Origin of the sequence: Pseudoalteromonas sp. SR41-4, from assembly GCF_014163985.1 — a bacterium.
Taxonomy (GTDB): domain Bacteria; phylum Pseudomonadota; class Gammaproteobacteria; order Enterobacterales; family Alteromonadaceae; genus Pseudoalteromonas; species Pseudoalteromonas rhizosphaerae.
In genome coordinates this window covers 24266-43726 of record NZ_JACJEI010000038.1, presented here as the reverse complement: position 1 = coordinate 43726, position 19461 = coordinate 24266, and the positions used below count along the sequence as shown (strand labels likewise).

Annotated in this window: 16 protein-coding genes; 7 read left to right on the top strand and 9 right to left on the bottom strand. The window is 39.7% G+C overall.

Annotated elements, in window-relative coordinates:
• Window positions 1–419 precede the first annotated feature (419 nt).
• The 6 genes from H5180_RS20895 (at window position 420) to yegD (ending at window position 8216) form a co-directional block, all read left to right on the top strand.
• On the top strand, window positions 420–2105 hold the full coding sequence (locus H5180_RS20895; protein WP_182759007.1) for a mechanosensitive ion channel family protein: 1686 nt from the start codon (window positions 420–422) through the stop codon (window positions 2103–2105).
• A gap of 380 nt (window positions 2106–2485) precedes the next feature.
• On the top strand, window positions 2486–4768 hold the full coding sequence (locus H5180_RS20890; protein WP_182759005.1) for a TonB-dependent receptor: 2283 nt from the start codon (window positions 2486–2488) through the stop codon (window positions 4766–4768).
• 115 nt (window positions 4769–4883) lie between these two features.
• Window positions 4884–5183, top strand: coding sequence for a hypothetical protein (locus H5180_RS20885; protein ID WP_145237374.1), 300 nt, complete (start codon window positions 4884–4886; stop codon window positions 5181–5183).
• Between the two features lie 61 nt (window positions 5184–5244).
• Window positions 5245–5901: an HAD family phosphatase gene (locus tag H5180_RS20880; protein ID WP_182759004.1), complete on the top strand. Its 657-nt coding sequence runs from the start codon at window positions 5245–5247 to the stop codon at window positions 5899–5901.
• A 34-nt stretch (window positions 5902–5935) separates the two neighbouring features.
• Entirely contained in the window at window positions 5936–6784 is an 849-nt protein-coding gene (locus H5180_RS20875) for a DNA ligase (RefSeq protein WP_182759002.1), read from the top strand.
• Between the two features lie 64 nt (window positions 6785–6848).
• Complete coding sequence (gene yegD / locus H5180_RS20870) at window positions 6849–8216, top strand: molecular chaperone (RefSeq protein WP_182759000.1); 1368 nt, start codon at window positions 6849–6851, stop codon at window positions 8214–8216.
• Window positions 8217–8223: 7 nt separating this feature from the next.
• Here yegD and H5180_RS20865 read toward each other — a convergent pair whose 3' ends face one another.
• From H5180_RS20865 to H5180_RS20855, 3 genes are read right to left on the bottom strand one after another with little or no spacing between them, the layout of a single operon-like run.
• The gene (locus H5180_RS20865; RefSeq protein WP_145237363.1) at window positions 8224–8688 is read right to left on the bottom strand and encodes a methylglyoxal synthase; all 465 of its coding nucleotides are present in this window, start codon (window positions 8686–8688) and stop codon (window positions 8224–8226) included.
• Between the two features lie 17 nt (window positions 8689–8705).
• Window positions 8706–9341, bottom strand: coding sequence for a LysE family translocator (locus H5180_RS20860; protein WP_182758999.1), 636 nt, complete (start codon window positions 9339–9341; stop codon window positions 8706–8708).
• Window positions 9342–9346: 5 nt separating this feature from the next.
• Complete coding sequence (locus tag H5180_RS20855; protein WP_182717059.1) at window positions 9347–10540, bottom strand: multidrug effflux MFS transporter; 1194 nt, start codon at window positions 10538–10540, stop codon at window positions 9347–9349.
• Window positions 10541–10693: 153 nt separating this feature from the next.
• Between H5180_RS20855 and H5180_RS20850 the strand changes: the two genes are divergently transcribed.
• On the top strand, window positions 10694–11167 hold the full coding sequence (locus H5180_RS20850) for a hotdog fold domain-containing protein (RefSeq protein WP_182758998.1): 474 nt from the start codon (window positions 10694–10696) through the stop codon (window positions 11165–11167).
• Between the two features lie 10 nt (window positions 11168–11177).
• Here the strand turns inward: H5180_RS20850 and H5180_RS20845 are convergent, their stop codons facing one another.
• The 6 genes from H5180_RS20845 to H5180_RS20820 form a co-directional block, all read right to left on the bottom strand.
• On the bottom strand, window positions 11178–11669 hold the full coding sequence (locus tag H5180_RS20845; protein ID WP_145237352.1) for a polymer-forming cytoskeletal protein: 492 nt from the start codon (window positions 11667–11669) through the stop codon (window positions 11178–11180).
• On the bottom strand, window positions 11659–12816 hold the full coding sequence (locus H5180_RS20840) for a M23 family metallopeptidase (RefSeq protein ID WP_145237350.1): 1158 nt from the start codon (window positions 12814–12816) through the stop codon (window positions 11659–11661). Before H5180_RS20840 ends, H5180_RS20845 begins: the two co-directional genes overlap by 11 nt.
• Window positions 12817–12958: 142 nt before the next feature.
• Window positions 12959–14272: a fumarylacetoacetase gene (fahA, locus tag H5180_RS20835; protein WP_145237348.1), complete on the bottom strand. Its 1314-nt coding sequence runs from the start codon at window positions 14270–14272 to the stop codon at window positions 12959–12961.
• A gap of 153 nt (window positions 14273–14425) precedes the next feature.
• The gene (hppD, locus tag H5180_RS20830) at window positions 14426–15472 is read right to left on the bottom strand and encodes a 4-hydroxyphenylpyruvate dioxygenase (protein WP_145237345.1); all 1047 of its coding nucleotides are present in this window, start codon (window positions 15470–15472) and stop codon (window positions 14426–14428) included.
• Window positions 15473–16096: 624 nt separating this feature from the next.
• Entirely contained in the window at window positions 16097–17527 is a 1431-nt protein-coding gene (locus tag H5180_RS20825) for a peptide MFS transporter (protein ID WP_145237342.1), read from the bottom strand.
• A 417-nt stretch (window positions 17528–17944) separates the two neighbouring features.
• Window positions 17945–19159, bottom strand: a complete 1215-nt coding sequence (locus H5180_RS20820; RefSeq protein ID WP_182731084.1) for a hemolysin-type calcium-binding protein — start codon at window positions 19157–19159, stop codon at window positions 17945–17947.
• Window positions 19160–19461 lie beyond the last annotated feature (302 nt).

The following is a 19461-nucleotide window of genomic DNA, read 5'->3' as shown; positions in this document are numbered from 1 at the left end:
CTTTACCCTGCTGGCGAGGGTCGGCAATTGATTCGAAATATTTAAATAGTTGAATATCAGGCATGGGGGCTCCTTAAAAAGGAGTATAAGATCATACTTTTAAGTCAAGGTAAAGTTCGTGATCTTGCCCTGCGTCTCTTGATGCTATTAGCTTTAAATTTGATATGCCACTTTCTTTTTGTTTTACGTCCTAATCACATGCAGCGTTATTGCTTACTTATGGGAAATAACCACACTATATAGCTTTGTCTTACCTAAAAACCAAATATATTGCTGTAATAGTAACCTAGAAAGATAAATACGCCCTAGAGCGAAGTTTCTAGTGAAGTATACTGTTTTTAACTTTTAAATAAGTGTTAACGCTTTTATAGTTAATAACAGGTAAGGTGCTAAATTAAAACAGCTCAAGGAATTGATTTATGGATAAGTACTTCATAACATTATTAAAACTAATTGGCTTGTCCATATTATTTTCTTTGAGTTTCAGTTTATTCGCACAGCCAGAGATAACGGTAAAATCTCTGTTTGATAATGAGAACAAAGAAGATAGTCAAAGTAACCCTAATTCAGAGGTCGAACAGTCATTACAAGCAACGGTAATTACTTCCGCGGAAACCGGCAAAGAAATTGATATTGATTCTTTGCCCTATGATGAATTCCACCGTATTACTCCTAGTACTACAATGCGGGCTTATTTACGTGCTGTAAACCAACGCGATTATGCCCTAGCAACAAATTATTTAGATTATCGAAATTTACCACCTGAAGTTAAAGCAATTGCACCAGAGTTACTGGCTGAGCAACTGTCACTGGTTTTTGATCGCACGCTATGGATTGATATCGATACATTAAGTAACAAACCTGAAGGAAATAAAAATGAACCAGTACCTAGTTATCGAGATTTAGTTGCTGAGATAACGACGTCGCGAGGGCCTGTACAAATATTATTACAACGTGTTCCTGATGAAAAAGGAAATAATAAAGTTTGGAAAATATCGAATGCAACAGTTAGTAATATCCCATTTTTAATTGATGAATTTGGTTATAACGTGCTTGGCGAGTGGCTTTATAATAATTTACCCAAAACACAGTTGTTGGGAGTAATGGTATGGCAGTGGGTTTATTTTATCGGGTCGTTTTTTGCGTTCTTTTTGCTTGCGATATTAATTACACGAATTTTTGCAGCGATCTTACATCGTTTTATAGTGCAAACACCTGACGATGTACTCGCGCTTATTAAAGGGCCTATCTGCTTATTGTTGGCTGTACTTTTATCGCGTTCACTTTATGATATTTCCAATGTTACTATTACAGTCGTTGCGCTTGCTCAAGGCGCAACAGTATTATTAGTTGCATGGACTTGGGTGTTTTTACGTTGCGTTGATATTATTAAACATCGCCTATCAGATCGCTTTATTGAGCAAAAAAAACCACAAGCTGTATTTTTGTTGCGTCCAGCAAGTAATGTGCTAAAAACTCTGGTCGTGGTTGTTGCCGTATTATTGTGGTTTGAAAATTTAGGTTTTAATGCCACCACCTTACTTGCAGGCTTAGGTATTGGTGGATTAGCCATTGCATTGGCAGCGCAAAAAACGGTAGAAAATATAATAGGGGCAATTACTTTATATATCTCTTCGCCAGTGAAAATAGGTAACTTATGTAAATTTGGTTCAAGTATAGGAACCATCGAAGAAATAGGCTTACGTGCTACCCGAATACGTACTTTAGATCGATCTGTTATATACGTCGCAAATGCAAAATTTGTTGATATGCAGTTAGAGAACATTTCAGAGCGAGAAAGAATTTCCTATCGCCCTAACTTAATGCTCAGTGCCAAAACTAAACAACATGATCTATTAGCTTTTATGGCCGCATGTAAAAACTTACTTGATAAGCACGAAAAGATTGATGACACGCCATGTCGAGTTCGTTTTAAAGGCTTTACGCCATGGGCATTACAAATTGATTTATTGAGTTATGTAGTAACAACTGATTTTTCCGAGTATATGGAAATAATCGAAGAGTTAAATTTAGCTATTCTAGGCTTACTCAATGAGCATAATTGTCAATTAGCGAATCCTGAATTTGCTCGAGTTAGCGGGTGAAATTGTTAGTTTGTGTAGTTGGTTTATAAAGACATATCTATAGATGATTACATACAGCCAATACAGTTTCACCATTGAAATTAACAGGACAAATGTCCGTATGAAATAAATATATTTGCATAATTTTTCTAAAATTATTCTATCATGTCGCCATATGTTGTAAAAAGTTTATATTTTTGTACATATTAATGCAGTAAAAGTGTCACACAGTGCTATAATCTTCAGCGTTCGTTCAGCCTCTTTACTTCGTTTTGCACTCTCGACAAAGAGGTCCGCGCAGCTTAACTTAAGGCGCGAAAAATTGGCCGAACCCGCCGAGTGAATTTGGCGCAACACATCAACCGTTGAATAAGAGTGCACTAAAAAGGTTAAACCCCGACATGAAAGCAATGAAAAGATCTACGTTAGCAACCCTAATCAATGCAACGTTGTTCTCTGCCGTAGCAGGTACTTCATTTATAACTCTTGCTGCTGATGAACAAGCTCCAGTTGCAAAAAGCAAACAATTAGAAGTTATTCAAATCACTGCACGTAAACGTGTAGAAAACGCACAGGAAGTACCTGTCGCTGCTTCTGCTTTACAAGGTGATAGCCTTGATGCTGCCAGTTCTGCCGGCATGGATATTCGTTTTTTAAATGCAAAAATTCCAAGCTTAACTGTAGAATCTTCATTTGGTCGCTCATTCCCACGCTTTTATGTTCGTGGTCTTGGTAATTCAGATTTCGATTTGAATTCATCACAACCAGTATCTCTAGTGGTTGATGAAATTGTTCAAGAAAGCCCTATTTTAAAAGGTTTTCCTATATTTGACACGGGCCGGGTAGAAGTTCTCCGTGGACCACAAGGCACCTTATTCGGTCGTAATACCCCAGCTGGTTTAGTTAAAATTGATTCAGCTCGCCCAAGTCAAGATTTTGAAGGTTATGCAGCCTTATCATATGGTTCGTTCAATTCAATTGACTTCGAAGGGGCTGTAAGTGGTGGCTTAACTGATAACTTATCAGCACGTGTTTCTCTATTACGTCAAGAGCGCGATGATTATATTGATAATCGCTTAGCAGGCAATGAGATTGATGACGTAACAGGAGGTTATCAAGAAACGGCCGCGCGTATCCAATTCTTATATGAGAAAGATGATTTCAGTGCATTATTGAATTACCACACTCGTGACTTAAATGGTAAGCCAATTGTATTTCATGCAAATGCAATTGAAACAGGCACAAATAACCCGCGCCCGGGCTTTGATCCTGAAGTGATATATCAAGATACTGTGCAATTTGCTACACAGAATGTAAATAGCCAAGGTGCTAGCTTAAAGCTAGAGTACAGTTTTGCTGATTACACGTTGACATCGATCACTGGCTGGGAAAGTGCAGAAATTTTCTCTCGTGCTGATGTAGATGGTGGTTTTGGTTGTGGTAATACTTTTGTTCCTGGTTGCCCAACACCAGAAATGGGACCTGGTTTTATTTTCTTAGCGTCTGAAACCGCTGATGCCCTTCCAGATCACAATCAATATACACAAGAACTACGTTTAGCAAGTGATTTTGCTGGTGACTTTAATTACCAAGTTGGTGCTTTTTATTATAATGAAGAGCAAGTCATTGAGACTTACGGTTACGATGGGTTAGGTGCAAACTTCTTAACTGGCTATGTTCGCCAAGATCAAGACACAACAGCATGGGCTGTATTTGCATCGAGTGAATATCAATTAACTGAGAAGTTAGAAATCACTGCTGGTTTACGTTACTCAGATGATAAACGTGACTTTACAGCGTCACGTTACGCATCTCCAGAGTCGGCAGTTGCTAATTTAACTAAGTCAGTTGCACCAGAAGATAGCCATGTATCATGGGATTTAGCTGCTGCGTATAAATATTCTGATGATATAAATTTATTCGTTCGTGCAGCCAATGGTTTCCGTGCACCGAGTGTGCAAGGTCGTATTTTATTTAGTGATGATGTAACGGTTGCTGATTCTGAAACAATTAACTCAATTGAAACAGGTATTAAATCAGACGTACTTGATGGTCGCGGACGTATCAATGCTACTGTTTTCTATTATCAAATGGATGATCAACAGTTAACAGCTGTTGGTGGTGACTCGGGAAATTCAGCGCGTTTATTGAATGCTGATAAAACTGTTGGCTACGGTTTTGAAGTTGATACTCAATGGGTATTGACTGATGAATTTGATGCAACTTTTAACTTCAGTTATAACAATACTGAGCTGCAAGATGATGATTTATATTCGCAAGGCTGTTTTGCTTGTACGATTACTGATCCGCATACAAACCAGGGTTATAGTTTAGACGGTAATAGCCTGCCACATGCGCCGGAGTGGATTGCTAACTTTACTCTACGCTATACTAAAGAGCTTGGCGATGGTGAGTTTTATGCGTTTACAGATTGGTCATACCGTAGTGAAATTGATTTCTTTTTGTATGAATCAGTGGAGTTTACTGGTGAAGCATTATTAGAAGGTGGCTTACGCGCGGGTTATAAGTGGTTTGATAATAACTACGAATACGAAGTTGCGGCATTTGCACGTAATATAACCAATGAGCAAGTATTCATCGGTGGTGTAGATTTTAGCAATAACTCTGCAATTGTTAATGAGCCTCGCTTTATTGGCGCTGAATTTAAAGTTAACTTTTTCTAAGTAGACTTTATAATTGCTAATATTAAAAGCCCGCACATGTTGCGGGCTTTTGTATTGTAAAACCTGATTTATAACTGCTAAAGTAGCGACAATTAAATTTAACAAGAGAAGAACAATGGCTGGATTTTGGAACTACCGAGTGATTTTTTGTGAAGCAACTAAAGATGAAGCGGCGCAATATCAAATACATGAGGTTGAATATAACCTAAATGGTAAAGTAACGAATTGGTCAGAAACGGGCGCAGCGCCTTTTGGCAACACCTTAGATGCGTTACGAGATGACGCAGAGCGTTTAAAAACAGCATTTGAAAAACCTGTACTAAAAGTTGTTAGAAAAGAACGTGGCTACGAGTTGGTAGATGTTGAAACGGGTGAAGAAGCATTTGCAGAGCCGCCAGCAGGTTTAACAGCATAAGTATTAAACCAAAAAGGTGCTATGAGCGCCTTTTTTGTTGCTGAAAAATAAAGGAATGAGGATGACATTAAAAGCAGTATTATTTGATATGGATGGCACTTTAGTTGATTCAGAAAGTGTCCACTTTAACTGTTGGAATGATGTTTTAGCACCGTTTGGCGTGCGCTATGAAGAAGATGATTTTTGCCAACGTTTTTCAGGTCGACCGACCTTAGATGCGGCAATTGAAGTGGTTGAGCAATATAACTTATCGGTTTCAGCGCAGTGGTTAGCGCAGGCTAAATATGATGCATTCGAGCAATTTGTTACCACTAATTTACCTCCTTTAATGCCTTTTGCCGAAGAGGTATTAGAGGCAGTGAAGCAAAGCGATCTTAAAATGGCATTAGTGACGGGTAGTTCACGCCATGAGGCGTTACCTATCTTAAAAGGCTATGGCTTTTATGAATGGTTTGACTGCGTAGTGACTAAAGACGACGTGCAAAATCCAAAACCTGCGGGAGACCCTTATTTACTTGCACTGACAACATTAGGGATTTCAGCAGAGCAAGCAATTGCTGTTGAAGATACACACACCGGCGTTACAGCAGCAACTAATGCAAACGTAGCTGTGGTTGCAATACCGAATAAACACACCCTAGGCCACGATTTAAGTTTAGCTGTTTCTCGCATGGATAATTTACAGCAGCTATGGCAATGGGTACAAACTAAGCTATAGTTTAGTCTGCTTGGTGATAAACAAGGAGACCGATATGCTTAAAGGACTAACAGTATTATGGTTGCTGATCAGTACTTTTACTTGCTTAGCAACTGATACACAGATCACCGCTGATGCCCAACTTGCCAAGGTTTACCCACAAGATAAAGCGCTTGCCATTGAAAACTATCTCGTTAGTGAGAAGTTTGATGGGGTCCGTGCGATTTGGACGGGAACACAGTTGATAACCCGTAATGGCAATGCCATTAATGCGCCAGGCTGGTTTATTGCTGATTTACCTAATTTGAGGTTAGACGGTGAGTTGTGGACCAAGCGCGGTGATTTTGCAGACCTCAGTGGTATTGTGCGCACTTTACAGCCGTTGGATAGTGACTGGCAAAAAGTCACCTATCAGATATTTGACATGCCAGATCAACATAATCCCTTTGCAGTACGCTATGAAAATTATCTACGTTTAGTAAAAACATTAAATAAGCCTCACATCCAAGCAGTACAGCAGTATCAATTTACCACAGAGCAGGCATTATCTGCGTACTTTGATAAAGTAACTCAGCAAGGTGGTGAAGGTGTAATGCTGCATTTAGCCTCGGCAATGCATAAAAATGGCCGTTCTGATGCGCTGTTAAAGTTAAAACCTTATTTTGATAGTGAAGCGGTCGTCATTGCTCATCTTCCAGGAAAAGGCAAATTTACTGGCATGCTAGGGGCGTTAAAAGTAGTTACACCACAAGGAAAAGAGTTTTCAATTGGTACTGGCTTTAGTAACGCACAGCGCCAAAATCCACCCGCAATAGGAGCGACGGTGACATACCGATACCATGGTTTTACTAAAAACGGTTTACCACGGTTTGCCAGTTTTTTACGTCAACGCGATCCTGATTAACATTTAAAAAAAGCCGTAAGTATGCTAAATTGCGCGGCCTTTTGATGTTAGTTGTGGTGAAGTAATGGTAGTTGGTTTTGATTATGGTAGTTCTAATTGCGCAATGGGTGTAATGAATGCTCAAAATACTGTTGAGCTGGTGCCCCTAGAGCAAGGTAAGTTTTACCTCCCTTCAACCTTATACACACATCACAGTGCTTTAGTTGTCGATTTTGTTGCTCAGCATCTAACAGGTACAAGTTATGAAACTGATTTTAAAACCCAGCGCCAAGCCCTGCTCAATAGTATGGTGCGGATCAAGTCTGACTTAGATCTAGCCCCTGGTGATGAAAGTCTTTTTATTGGCCGAGAAGCAATTAACGAATATGTGCAATTTCCTGAAGAAGGCTATTTTGTTAAATCCCCTAAATCGTTTTTTGGGGCTATAGGCTTAAAGCAAGGACAAATTAACTTCTTTGAAGATATTGCCACCGCAATGATTTTAAAAATCAAACAGCGTGCTGAAACATCACTACAAAAAGAGTTAACACAAACGGTTATTGGCCGCCCGGTAAATTTCCAAGCCGTGGGTGGAGAGCAATCAAACCAACAAGCAATTGGTATTTTAGAGCGTGCAGCAAAACGAGCTGGCTTTAAAGATGTGGCTTTTTTATATGAACCACTCGCAGCGGGAATTGATTATGAAAGTGACTTAAATCACGATCAAAAAGTATTGGTTATTGATATTGGTGGTGGTACCAGTGACTGCTCATTTGTGCAAATGGGACCTAGCTTTCGTGATAGTAGTGACCGTGATCATGACTTTTTAGCGCATACAGGTAAACGTGTTGGCGGTAATGATTTAGACATTGCTTTAAGCTATCACGCATTAATGCCATTGCTTGGTTTAGGCAGTCAGTTTAAATCAGGTTTACCACTGCCTAATCAAGCATTTTGGCAAGCATGTAAAATTAACGATGTGAACTTACAAAGCCAGTTTTATAGTCAAAGCCATCACCGAGAATTACTTACGCAGTTACGTGAAGTACAAGCACCTGAGTTATTTCAACGACTGATCGATTTGCAGCAAAATAAGCAAGGTCATCAGCTGGTACAGCAAGGGGAGGCGGCAAAAATTGCGCTTTCGTCAGTGACTGAGTATGACTGTGAATTAGGGTTTTTAGCGCCGCAATTACATAAAGTGCTATCACGAGCTGATTTAGCTGTAGCGGTTGATGATTCGATTATGCAAATAGTAAGTTTGGCAAAACAAGCGATTAAAGATGCAGGGACCGTTCCTGATGTGATTTACCTTACCGGTGGCAGCGCGCAATCGCCACTAATAAAAGCCGCATTAGTTGAGCACTTAGGTGATATTAAAATGGTAAACGGCGATCACTTTGGTAGTGTAACCGCCGGACTCACTAAATGGGCAAGTATGCTTTATAGTTAAAGGGTGCTTATAGTATGACTTGTCGGGTTGCGAGGTATTTCTCGTAATCTGGCAATGACCGTTCAAGCTCGTTATGCATCAAAGGCGAGCTTAAAATCATATCTGCGCTGACTTCATTACACGCCACTGGAATATTCCATACCGCAGCTAAGCGTAATAATGCTTTAACATCCGGATCATGAGGTTGAGATGCAAGGGGGTCCCAAAAGAAAATCAACACATGAATTTCATGCTCCGCAATTTTAGCGCCTAACTGCTGATCGCCCCCCATAGGGCCACTAAGTAGTTTGATAACTTCAAGTCCAGTATTTCGCTCAATTAAATGACCTGTGGTGCCTGTGCCATATAAAGTGTGCTTACTGAGGTTATCGCGATGTTTATTACACCAGGCTAGCAAGGCTGCTTTTTTACCATCGTGTGCAACTAAAGCAATATTTTTTTGCGCTGGAAGGGTTTGCTGTTTTTGTTCCATGTTGACTCTTTTTCTTTTTAGATGAGTAGATTAACCGCAAGAACTACAAATACTACACCTGTTATACGATCAATCCAAATTTGGCTTTGCGGGTGCTCTCGAAAGTAGCCTGCAATTTTATCGCCAAAGTAAATATACGTGCAGTCAATCGGAAACGCAAAAAGTGGATACAGTAAGCCAAAGAAAGCTAATTGAAATGTAGTTGATGATGACAGGGTTGGATCAACAAACTGCGGAATAAACGCAATAAAAAATAACGCTACTTTAGGGTTGAGCACTTCAGTCATCATAGCCTGAAAGATAACATTAGTTTTTTTCTTGGTGCTTACATGGGGTTTATCTTCGCTACTGCACTCTGACTGGATAAATGTGCTTTTAACCATCATTACACCTAAATAACATAAGTAGGCAGCACCAGCGTATTGTACGCTGGTATAAGCCACTTCTGAGGCTTTAAGGATGGCCGTAAGACCGACAACGGCAAATAAAGTATGCGCCACTCCGCCTAAAGCAAAACCAAATGCGCTTTGTAAGCCTGCTGCGCGGCCATTGGCAAAAGTTTGCGCCATTAAAAAAGCATTGGAAGGACCTGGTGCAACAGCGATTAAAAAACTCGCGGCTAAAAATGACAGTAAAAATTCAAAATTGATCATTGTTTTTATGTGTTTTTAGGGTGATAAGCATGTGCTTTATTACTGAGCAGTATAACCCACAGTGGCAGCAATAATAATAAGTGAAAAGCAATAAACTCGGGCGCATTGAAAGGGAGCACTTGGGTGAGCATAACCAATGCTCCAGCGCCGCTCATTTGCATTAAACCGATTAACGCAGATGCAGTACCTGCTTGTTTAGCAAAATGTGACAATGCCATTCCAGCCGCTGAGCCTAAGCTAAGTGCAAAGCCTAGCGCAGCAATCAACACTGGTAGCATAAAAGCAAAGGCACTTTTAAACTGGCCGAGAATTAAAATCAGTACACCAGAGAAAATTAATAAACTCATACCTATGCGTAACGCTTTTTGACTATGGCGTTTGATATACAATGGTGCAATAAAGCTAGCTACAATGCTAACAATGGCATTGAGAGTAAACCAAAAAGTAAAATCGCTGACCGATCCACCTAACTCGGTCATGATCCATCCCGGTGCTAATGTTACAAAAGCTAAAATAGCCGACATTGCCACCATACAAATTAGGCTATTAAAAAGAAAAATAGGCGTGCTAATGATTGGTATAAAACGACGTAAATCGAGTATGTGGCCCTCATAGTGGCTATCCGCAGGGCGTGTTTCTTTAAAATATATGGCAGTGATCATTAGTCCAACACAAGCAAACCCCGCCAAAAATAAAAAGTTTATCCGCCAGCCAAATTGCACAGTCAGCCAAGCGCCTAAAATAGGCGCTAACGCGGGAATAAAACACACAATACCATTTAGGTAAGTGATCATTTGGCCGCTTTTAGCACTGCCGTAGGTATCACGAACAATCGCAAATGCAACCACAAAAGTGGCACAAGCCCCAAAACCTTGCAGTGCACGTGCAAGCATCAGAATGCTAAAGCTAGGTGCTAAAAAAGCCAACATCCCAGCAAATCCATACAGTGTGATGCCAAATAGTGCGACTGGACGGCGGCCAAACTTGTCGGCTAAAGGACCTGCTATAAGCTGACCTAAGCCAACCGTCAGCATAAAAATAGCGACGGTAAGTTGCACTTGCTGCTCATCAATAGCCAATGCTTGCGCAATATCAGGAAATGCGGGTAAGTAAATATCAATCGCTAATGGGCAGAATATAACCAGAAGAGCGAGAATTAAAATAACACTAAGATGATTGCGGCGATCGGTTGTTGGCATGAGTGCTCCTTTTGCCGCGTATTTTAGGTCTGCAAAGATAAAAAAGAAAGGGTATATGACCCATCTATCAATAAGATTATAAGTATAAATGCACTTTTGCTAACTGGTCTGATGTGCTAATTTTGCAATAGCGACATTCAATGGAAAATAATAATGAGTAAAAAATCAGCAGTTTTAACAGCATGGCATAGTTTTAAGCGTCTACCATTTGGCAATTGGTTATTTACTAAAGTAGTGTGTTTTAAAGCTCCTTATTTTGGCTCCATGAAACCCACTGTTTTAGATTTACGTGACGGACATTGCAGCGCAATGGTTAAAAACCGACGGAGTGTGCACAATCATATTGGGACTATCCATGCTATTGCGCAGTGTAATTTAGCTGAGTTATGTGCCGGTGTGATGGTTGATGCTACCGTGCCGTATAAAACTCATCGCTGGATCCCTAAAGGAATGACGGTGCAGTACTTAGCGAAGGTTGATACTGATGTCACAGCTGTGGCAGAAATTGCAATGCCAAGACAATGGCTAGATAAAGAGGATTTAGTGGTGCCAGTGAAGCTTTACAATACTCGCAGTGAATTGGTCTTCACTGCTGATATTACGATGTACGTTACTAAGAAAAAGTAAAATAAAGCGATTATTTTTTCTCTGCGGCTTGTTTGTTGAAAAACGACAAGTCATTATCACCTTCACTGAGCGCAGATGTAAGCTCCGGCTTTGATTCTGCGTTATTGGTAATTAATTCAACCGTTTCAGCTTCATGGCGTTGTTTTAAGTTACCTTCAATAATTGCACCAGCATCAATACTTAAAGTATCTTGATAAACATCCCCGTGCACTTGCGCTGAACGTTCAATAACTACTTTGCTGGCGTTGAGCGAGCCGATTACTTTACCTTTTACAATCACGCTTTCAGCGACCACTGAGCCTTCAACACAACCGGTATTACCAATAACTAAATGGTTAACACGAACATCACCATCTATGCGACCATCAAGCTGTACTTCACCTTGACTCACTAAGCTGCCCGTTAAGCGAACATCTTCAGAAATGATCGAAGGAGTGTGGCTAGTTCTTTTTAGTTGAGAATTTGCAGAACTACTTACTGTTGATTTTTTTTTACCGAACACGAGAAAGCGCCTTTGTTATTTTGACTGGATTGACATGTTTGTCGTTAAGTAATACTTCATAGTGTAGGTGAGTGCCAGTACTTCTGCCAGTGCTGCCCATTAATCCGATAACATCATTTTTGGTTACCGTTTGGCCTTTTTTAACGTTGATTTTATTTAAGTGACCAAACCGAGTTACAAAGCCGTTTTTATGTTGCAGTTCGATAAAATTACCATAACCACCGTTGCGTCCTGCGCGTAATACAGTGCCATCAGCGGGGGCGAATATTTCGGTTTTATGCCAACCTGCTAAATCAACACCTTTATGATAAGCATGACGGTTATTCACTGGATCTTTACGCAGGCCAAAACTACTCGAAATATAGTAATTTGCTGCAGGCAGAGTTTGCGGTAACTCACTGAGTAAATTTTCAAGCTTATTCAACGCCAATAGTTTATCTGCGATGACTAAAAATTCAGCTGGGATCTTTGATTCATCAAATAAATCCAGCGGACCACCTTGCGCGGTTTCTGTCATATCACCATCTAGACGACGCGCCAAGGCGGTATCAAGTCCTGCACCTTTGAGCATCGCTAAAATATCGTGCTGGCGGCGTTCTATTTGTTGCTCTATTTGTAAAAAGCTGTGTTGGTATTGGCTATCGAGTAGTGCAAAACGTTGCTCGATATTAACAGATTCAGAGAGTGAAAGAGTGTGTGCGCTGTTAGGGTTTTCATCAACTAATGGTTCGTGGAACTCTTCTTGTTGTTCGCCGAGTTCACCTTCTGGCGGCGCTGCTGGCAGTGTGGGATTACTCATCGACTCAGGTAAAGAATCGATCATGCTCTGCAATAAAGCATGCTTTTGCTCTAGCACCGCAAGCTGGGCTAACTGTTTATCGTATTGTGCTTGTTGTTCTTTACTTTGTTGCTGCCACTGTTGTTGTTTTGATAATTGGCTTTGTTCGATATCGGAAATCTTGTTGGTTTGAGAGTATATTCGCAGGGTCGAAACAGCCAACCAAATTAAAGCAATTAAAATAATAGCTACGGCTGATATTTGTAACCAAGGTGCTAATATCACATGTTTAACCTCACCATTTTGGCGGATCAACAGCTGTCTAGCTGGGAATAATTTGTGATAAAAAGACTTAATAAATGCTGACATGGCTTATAAACACTGGCTATTAACCGAATTAAGATAGCAATCTGAGCTGAAAAAGCCAGTAAAAAATTGTAATTAATCTTAAAAAAGGAGGCGTTGGTCGCCTCCTTATAATAAATACATTTAATAAATGTTTACAACTTAGTTACTTAGCAGGAAGAACCGTTCCTTCTACGCAGCCAAAACCGATACGAGCAAAACCGGCTTTTTCACACCAACCACGCATAATAACGTTGTCGCCATCTTCTAAAAAGCTGCGTTGTTCACCGTTATTAAGGGTGATTTTTTCTTTACCACCACGAGACAGTTCAAGTAATGAACCGGCTTCTTCATGAGTCGGACCTGATTGCGTACCTGAGCCCAGCATATCACCTGGCATAAAGTTACAACCATTTACTGTGTGATGAGTCACCATTTGTGCCACTGTCCAGTATGAATGTTTGAAACTTGATTTAGATACTAATGAAGGTGCAGCACCTTGTTCACGCATTTTAGCGGTCTCAATTTGCACGTCCATTTTTATATCAAAGGCGCCAAGCTCACGGTTTTGGCTTGATTCTAAATAATCTAATGGTTGTGGGTCATTTTCATCACGAGTCCATGATGTTTTATAAGGTGCTAATGCTTCGGTGGTTACAATCCACGGTGATACAGTTGAAGCAAAGTTTTTCGCAAGGAATGGACCTAATGGTTGGTATTCCCATGCCTGTAAGTCACGTGCTGACCAGTCATTGAATACACAAAAACCAAATACATGGTTTTCAGCGTTTTCGATAGCAATGGCATCACCTAATTCATTACCTTTACCTAAATAAATGCCTAGCTCTAACTCATAATCTAAACGTTTACACGGACCAAGCGATGGTACTTCAGCGTCTGGCGCCTTAGTTTGACCATTTGGGCGATGAAAGGTTTGACCTGACACATCAATTGATGAAGAACGGCCATGGTAACCAATGGGTACCCATTTATAGTTAGGCAGTAACGGGTTGTCAGGACGGAATAAGCTACCGACTGCTGTTGCATGATAGATAGATGTGTAAAAGTCAGTGTAATCGCCAATACGACATGGCAATGCAAACTCAATGTCTGCTTGGGCAATTAATGCGTCGCTTAACTTAGCTTGTTCAGCGGCGCCTTCGCGTAATGCTTTAGATAATGCTAAACGTAGCGCTGACCAATATTGCTGACCAAGACCCATAAATTCATTTAATGTTGCTTGGCTTGCTGCTGCTATGGCTGTTTGTGCATCGCCTGAGAAAATAGCTAACTCGTTTACTTTGGCAAGGTCGATAACTTGGTCGCCAATGGCAACGGCACCACGAAAAGCTTCGTCAGAGTTCTTACGACGTACTTCTGCAAATGGTAGGTTTTGAATTGGGAAGTCACAATTTGCAACGTTCGCTGAGGCAACCCAGCTAGTTAAATTTATATCATGGGTTTCGTTAATTAAACTCATTACATTTCCTTTGGTTTAGTCAGTCGCGCTTTACAGTGGATATGGTGATGAATAGCGCGATTTAAACAGTGAAATTCAGATTGTCATTTATAATATTGATGAAACGACAAAAAGCAGCGAAGTACGCTGCTTTTTAAATTTACAATACGGTGCTTATAAAACGCCGCGGCGCTCTTGGTCGCGCTCGATTGATTCAAACAGTGCTTGGAAGTTACCTTCACCAAAACCGCCGTCATCAACACGTTGGATCATCTCGATAAAGATTGGGCCAAATAAGTTTTTCGAGAAAATTTGCAACAAGTAGCAATTTTCACTTTGGCTATCGACTAAGATCTGATGTTCACGGATCTTTTCTTTATCTTCTGCAACCCAAGGTACACGATCGAAAATTGTATCGTAGTACTCAGGAATAATATCAAGCGTGGCAATGGTTGATTTATCAAGCTTATCTAGTGAGCTTACTAGGTCATCTGTTAAGAATGCTAAATGCTGCACGCCTGGGCCATTGTATTCACCAAGGTATTCATCGATTTGGTTGTTATCGTTGCCTTTACCTTCATTGATTGGAATCGAGAAGGTGCCGCACGGTGATTTAAGTGCATAAGAGATCAAGGCTGTTTTTTGGCCTTTGATATCAAAGTAACGAACTTCAGTAAAACCAAATACGTCTTTATAAAAGTTAGCCCATGTTTCCATAGTGCCTTTATAAACGTTATTAGTTAAATGGTCGATGCGGATAAAGCCTTTATCATCAACAATGTTTTGTTCGCTTAAGTCTTCAAAGTCTTGCTCATAGATTGAACCTTTATCACCAAATTGCTCAATAAAATAAATTAAGCTGTCACCAATACCGTAAATTGCCGGGTATGGTAGGTCTTTATGAGTTGAATCAGTCGCTGGTTTTGCACCACGTGCTACTGCGGTGTCAAATGCCTGTTGAGCATTCTCTACACGCCAACCCATAGAACAAATTGCAGGACCATGACTTTTTGCAAATTCTGCAGAGAAACCATCACGTTCATTATTTAGTAAAAAGTGAATATCGTTTTGGTTGTAATAAACAATGTCTTTACCTTTAAATGTTTTGAGCTTTGAAAAACCAAAATCGGTAAATACTTTATCCATATAATCTGCATCAGGTGTAGCGTATTCAGTAAACTCGATACCTACCAAACCTAAAGGGTTAGTTACTTCACTCATTATAATTCTCCCGCAATAAACACTGCGTCTTGTTGTGTCTGATGCGCAGATAATTAACCATAATTGGCAGCAGGGGAAGAGCCGATAGCTATTTAGGCAAACGGCTCTTTGTAAATTAAATGGGACGATCATTTTAAAATGCATAAGCATTAATGCTTGGTTTTGAGATTTGTATTGAAAGGCCTTGTATTAAGTAACTTAAACTTTTATTAACTTATTGATAAATAGAATTAATTTATTCTTATTTAAGGGGGTAAATAATCAAATAAAGGAACTATTCACCCCTTATTAAATATACGTGGTGTAATAAATTGTTTACGCTAGAGCCGTATTTGTTAAAAAACTAACTCTTCTGCGCTTAGCTAAGGTTACTAGTAATGGCTGGGGCATTTTGCTAGCAGTGCTACAGCGTTTCGTTGAACGTGCGTGGTGGCCTATCAGATGTGTTTAATGAAGCTGTTGAAAAGTAATTTATAATCTTTTGTTACGCGCTTTGAAGTCAGCCTTATTAATATCGTAACTTAAATCGACGTTTGGTTGGCAGGAATTAATCATGGCGATATAAATAGAGCAACTAAAATCCCCACAAGCGGCATAGCTTGTGGGGAGATAATAAACACAACGTTACGGTTTTTCAGCAACTACTTCAAGCTCTTCAGCTAAAATGTGCTCTTGTGTTTGTGGCTCGTGTTGACCTTCAGCACCGTGCATCCATTTAACAAGCTTGTCGCTTAGTAAGTACATGATCACAGCAGAGAGAACAGCAGTAGCGCCTAAACCAATAAAAATGCCCAATGCGTTATCAAGCGCTTCTTCGCCTTCACCTAAGAATGAACCTACAAAACCAGCAATCTTATTCGCAACAGCAGTACATAGGAACCAAATTCCCATTAGCATTGATGCTAAACGCAGTGGTGCTAGTTTACTCACCATTGATAAGCCGATCGGCGATAAACATAATTCACCCAAGGTATGGAATAAGTAAAATAATACTAACCACATCATGCTGATCTGTAGTGGCTCACCTTGACCTTGGGTCATAAGTGCTAAAATCATAGTGATAAAGCCAAGCGCTAAGAATATCAACGCAATGGCAAATTTAACTGGAGAATTAGGCTCTCGTTTATCAAGTTTCAACCATACTATGGCAACCATAGGCGCAAAAATAATGATGAAGATTGAGTTTAATGATTGGAACCAAGACGCTGGAATTTCAAAGTTGAACAACATACGATCAGTGTAATCATTAGCGAATAAATTCATCAAGCCACCGGCTTGCTCAAAACCCATCCAAAATATGATACTAAATACACTCATAGTGAAAATAACTTTTATACGGTCAGTTTCCACTTTTGTGAGCGGCTCTTTGGTATTTGAAGTTGATTGTGATTGCGCTAATTTAGCGGCAGGAACAACACCAATATCACCTAAGTACTTATTACTAAGTACTACTTGCATCGCTACCGAAATTAGCATACCAATACCAGCAACAACGAAGCCATATTGCCAACCCATAGATGCAGCTGCGAAACCCGCAACAAGTGGCCCAAGCGCACCACCTAAGTTGATACCCATATAGAAGATTGTGAAGGCGCCATCACGACGTTGATCACCCTCTTTATACAAGTCGCCAACCATAGTTGAGATGTTAGGTTTAAATAAACCGTTACCCATACATAATAAAGCAAGACCGATATAAAATACGTTTTCCTGTTGGCCGGCTAACATATCGTGGGGGATACCCATAGTAAAATGGCCAGCAGCCATTAGTAGACCGCCGATGATAATAGCTTTTCGTTGACCAAGTACGTTATCAGCTAACCAACCACCAAATAATGGAGTGATATAAACCGCCATTGTGAACGTACCATAAAGGCTTAGTGCGTCTGCATTACTCCAACCAAAACCACCGTCTTGGACAATAGCAACAAGATAAAGTACTAAAATGGCACGCATGCCGTAATAACCAAATCGTTCCCACATTTCTGTGCCGAACAACAGAAATAATCCTTTAGGATGCCCTAAAAAATCACCTGCTTTAGGTAATGAACTCATATTTACTTCCTAACTCAACGTTAATTATTGCGGCCTTATATTTTTTGCTTTGGTCGTTCATGTGCTTTCAACACAAACAGAACGGGTGGCCATGAATATTATTTTTAATGCAGCTAAGGTAATGGTTTGCTCACTAAGATTGCTTAGTGGGTAAGAGTCACACCCTTATCCTAGCTACAATTGCGCCTAAGTATACATACACGGGCAGTGCAGGGGAAGTGCTTGCGATAGTTAGATTACTGATGGCTTTAAAGCGTCAGCGTAAGGCACTAAGGGGCTTTGCGGTAATAAGCGTAATGAAATGACACTTGCTCATTTTTTGTATAGCGGGTAAATAAGGTGGCATTGTGTAACAAATACTAAAGGCCGAGTAATAAATTACTCGGCCTTTAAATAAAGACTTATTAACAGTGTAAATTAGTTACAGTAGTTACTATCAACAAACGTTAAATCATTAACATGTGAAGGGCCATCCATAATGAATGTTGCCGCCGCAGTATTTTGATCTAATCGGTAAATTTTAGCGTTCTCGCCTTTTACACGTCCTGAAACATAAATTGTGCCATCTGCAGCAATTGCGATACCAGATGCTTGATCAACACCATGCTCACCAATTAAAGACAACTCCATTGAACCTTGGTCAATAGTATAAAGTGCTTTACCGGTAAGAACGTAAAGAACATTATTATCAGCTGAATAAGCAATATCACCATCAGCGAACGAATCACCAGGGAAAGTTAATTTACCAAGTACTGTTTTATCACCTGTAGCTAGGTCAAAATCGTACATGTATGTTTTGCTTGTGGTACGTAATGTTGTGCCATCAGCGTTCATTGCAGAGCGGTAAATCGGGTACGAAGTTGCAGATGTAACCAATGCCTGCTCATTCGTAGCAAGGTCAAGTGATAAAATTTGCGAGACTTTAGTCGAGCTATCTAATTGCTCCATGAAATATAAAACACCATTATGTGATGCAATATTTGATGCCGTGTTACTTAAACCCGTTACTTTAGAGTATGTGTTTGTGTCAGTATTGAAAAAGTAAACAAATCCTTCTTCATTCGTACCGAAGTTATTAATACCGTATAAGCCAGATGCACATTGGCTAGTTACTTTAACATCATCAATAAACGCACCTAATGAATCAGATTTACCTGCGCCGATAAATTTAAGTTCGGTTGCTGCTGAACTTGCTTTTACAGTGTACGTAAACTTTTGCCAGTCTTTGGTGGTTGAATTTAACGTATCGAGTAACTCACCATCCCAATATACTTCTGCTTTATTAGTATTTGCATCGCCACTTACACGTGCTGAATAATAAAAGCTTACTTCATAGTTATGATCAACATCAGTATTCAATGTTTGCGAAACGCTATAATTAGCTGTCGAATCTAACTCTAAATACTGGCTGCCATCTTGAGCTTTGATAAGGCCAAGCTTATTGGTTTGGATTTCAAACTTAGCATTGTTTGAACGTTGCCAACCTGAGACTTGATTTAATAATCCCCATGTTCCAGAAATTGTTGCAGTGTTTTCAAAAGAACCATTTGCTACTAGGTTCGTTGATGCTGCTGCAAAGCCTGAAGCGATCAATAAAGGTAATGTTGCAAGCTTAAACAATGAGTTTTTCATAGTACTTTTCCTACCAAGTAATTCATTTTGTTTTTGTTAACATTTTTATTAACAATTTATGGTACTATTTTGCTATAAATATTGGGTTCGGTCAAATGTTGAACATGAGCGTTTTCGCAATAATTCACTGCTTTATTTGTCTTTTTTAAATAATTCATTTGCAAACAGTGACTTGCTGAATGTAATTACTTTGAAAATATTTTACTTTTTTTATAACTAAAATTTTAGCTGAAAATTAAGTTAATACATTTGTTTAGGTCGGTATGCCTTAATTAGTAATTAAGGCTTTGTAGGTTTTTACG